The organism is Synechococcus sp. R55.7, from assembly GCF_047461955.1.
Lineage (GTDB): Bacteria > Cyanobacteriota > Cyanobacteriia > Thermostichales > Thermostichaceae > Thermostichus.
The window spans coordinates 1-2,426 of record NZ_JANSIC010000294.1; the positions used below are offsets into that span (position 1 = coordinate 1).

The window sequence follows — 2,426 nt, forward strand, 5'->3', positions numbered from 1 at the left end:
AGCGCCGGACATCCCTATTCTCCTTCAGACGGGAGGGATCCCTCCCCTGAGGGACAGGGATCCATTGGCGACGGCGGGACAGAGTCCTCCGCTGCTGCAGCAGAAGGGGAATCGGCGCCCGGTCGTGTCAGCAGTGGGGAACTGTCTGCGATCCCGGCTGCCCCGCCAGGGTTTAAGTCGGGGTTTGTGGGGCTGATCGGGCGGCCCAATGTGGGCAAGTCCACCCTACTCAACGCCCTGGTGGGACAAAAGATTGCCATCACCTCTCCCGTGGCCCAGACCACCCGCAACCGCCTGCAGGGGATCCTCTCCCTACCCCAAGCCCAGATCATCTGGGTGGATACCCCTGGCATCCACAAACCCCACCACCGCCTGGGGGAAATCTTGGTACACAACGCCCAGGCAGCCATTGCCGCTGTGGACGTGATCCTCTTCGTGGTGGATGGATCGGTGCCGGCAGGACGCGGGGATGCTTTTATTGCCGAGCGGATCCCTGCTGCTTCCCCCTGCCTGATCGTCTGCAACAAAGCGGATCTGCTTCCTCGGGATGCTGCCGTGCGCCAAGCTCACCAGGAGAGCTACCAAGCCCTGCGCCCCGGCGCTCCTGTCGTTTGGGTGTCTGCCTTGGATCCCAGCAGTTTGACACCCCTGATCCAAGCCACCATCGATCTGCTGCCCACCGGCCCCTACTACTACCCGCCGGATCTGGTGACGGATCAGCCGGAGCGGTTCATCATGGCGGAGCTGATCCGAGAACAGGTGCTGCTGCAGACCCGCGAGGAAGTGCCCCATTCCGTGGCCGTGACCATCGACCAGGTGGAAGAAACCCCCAACGTCACCCGCATCTTGGCCACCCTCTATGTAGAGCGGGACTCGCAAAAGGGGATCCTCATCGGCAAAGGGGGGGAAAGGCTCAAGCGGATCGGCCAGGCAGCCCGCCTGCAGATTCAAAAGCTGATCCTGGGCAAGGTGTACCTGGAGCTGTTTGTCAAGGTGCGGCCCCACTGGCGGCGCTCTGAGCACCTTCTGCGCGACTTGGGCTACAGCGCTACGTCCCCCTAGCGGGAATAAGCCATTTGCGTCAGCAGGACGGAGTTCTTATGCCCCCCTCTCCCCTTGTGGGTAGGAGACTGGGGTATTTGCGCGAGCAGCACAGCGTGCTTGGGGGGAATGCTTCAAAAATGCCTTAAAAATGCCTTGGATCTGCTTGGAATAGATGCCGGATGGGATCCCTGCGTTAGCTTGGATAGCAAAGCCTCTGGAGTCCCACAGCAGTTTTTCTTATCGCTGCTTTGCCCCATGACCGCTTTCTATCCCGCTACTGTTCAACCGGGCGCCCGCACCCTGCCTGGCCACTACTATGTTTCTTCCAGCCGCTTTGAGGCGGAGATTGAGCAGATTTTTTATCGGCAGTGGTTCTGCGTGGGGCGCAGTGCCGATCTGGCCCAACCCGGAGACTTTTTGCAGGTGCAGGTGCTCAGAGAAAGCCTGATCCTGGTACGGGATCCCAAGGGGCAAGCCCATGCCTTCTTCAACCACTGTCGCCATCGAGGAACCCGACTCTGCAGCGAGCTCCAAGGCCATTTTGCCGATGGGATCCCTTGCCCCTACCACGCCTGGCGCTATGGGCTGGATGGACAATTGTTGGCGGCTCCCCAGATGCACGAGGTGGAAGACTTTCGCCGTGAAGATTATCCCCTCCACTCCGCTGCCTTGGCAGAATGGGAAGGCTTCGTCTGGGTCAACCTCAGCCGCAATCCTCAGCCCTTCGATGAGGTTTTTGCCCCATTGCAAGGTCGTTTCCGAGAGTGGAACCTGTCCGCTCTGCGGCGAGGCCATCGTATTGAATACCACGTTCAAGCCAATTGGAAATTGCTGTTTGAAAACTACTCTGAGTGCTACCACTGCCCGCTCATTCACCCAGAATTGGCCCGCCTTTCGCCGGCTCGCAGTGGTCGCAACGACTTGATGGAAGGCCCCTTTTTGGGCGGCTACATGTTGCTCAATCCAGATGTGACCAGCCTAAACATGAGTGGCCAACGCAGCTTGCCCCTGATCTCCACCGTGCGAGGCGAGAACCAACGGCGGGCCTACTACTACACCCTTATGCCCAATCTATTCTTGAGCCTGCAGCCGGACTATGTCATGACCCACACTCTGTGGCCCCAGGGATCCGACCGGACGCGGGTTGTCTGCGATTGGCTGTTTGAGCCGGAGACCTTGGCGCTGGATGGTTTTGATCCCAGCGAGGTGGTGGAATTGTGGGATCGCACCAATCGACAGGATTGGCACCTGTGCGAGCTCACCCAGCAAGGGGTGGGATCCCGTGCCTATGAAGCAGGGCCTCTTTCCCATGCAGAAGGGTTGCTGCAAGCCTTTGGGCGGGAATACCGCCGGCAGATGCAGGAGTTGGAAGAACAAAGCTG

Annotated in this window: 2 protein-coding genes; both read left to right on the forward strand. The window is 59.8% G+C overall.

All coding sequences use genetic code 11. From position 1 onward, the window contains the following. Positions 1–141: 141 nt before the first annotated feature. Positions 142–1,062 carry a GTPase Era gene (era, locus tag NW820_RS11850; RefSeq protein ID WP_414351203.1) on the forward strand — a complete coding sequence of 307 codons (921 nt, stop codon included), beginning with the start codon at positions 142–144 and terminating at the stop codon, positions 1,060–1,062. A gap of 237 nt (positions 1,063–1,299) precedes the next feature. Beyond that, positions 1,300–2,426 (forward strand): aromatic ring-hydroxylating oxygenase subunit alpha (locus NW820_RS11855; RefSeq protein ID WP_414407589.1); only part of this gene is annotated, 1,127 nt, incomplete at its 3' end.